This is a genomic window from Pseudoalteromonas sp. 0802 (assembly GCF_013350085.1).
In the GTDB taxonomy this organism is placed as follows: domain Bacteria; phylum Pseudomonadota; class Gammaproteobacteria; order Enterobacterales; family Alteromonadaceae; genus Pseudoalteromonas.
On record NZ_JABVXE010000089.1, the window covers coordinates 1 to 443 of the forward strand.

1 protein-coding gene is annotated in these 443 nt (G+C 41.1%); it reads right to left on the bottom strand.

Annotated elements, in window-relative coordinates:
* Positions 1-443, bottom strand: a 443-nt coding sequence (gene bcsG / locus HUS61_RS21275) for a cellulose biosynthesis protein BcsG (protein WP_175083701.1), incomplete at both ends; no start/stop codon positions are given.

Genomic DNA, 443 nt, shown 5'->3' on the forward strand with positions numbered 1-443 from the left:
TCTCCACCATCTAATTGGATGTAAGGCTGCCCTTTTATATACATCATTACCGTATCTTCATTCTCGGCGACCTTGGCTGAAGTTGGTAAATTATCAAGCACTCGGTTAATGGGTACCGTACCTGTGAACAAATCTAACTTCATCGTATTGTTGATTAACTCTGACAGTGAAAAGTAACTCATTGTTTCATCAACGACATTCAGCCCATCATGCTTTATATCAGGACCGATGAATTTAACCGCAGTTGGCACTGAAACTATTGAAGGGCTCGGAATTTCGCGCAAACCAGAGAATTGTAGTTTATCACCCTGTAAGGCAGCACCATGCTCAGGCACAACCACCAGCATTACGTTTCGACCTTGCGCTTTTAACTCAGTTATAAACTTATCGATGTCATTAAATAAGCGCTGTTGTCTAAGCGGATAGCTTTCAAAACTATTCAT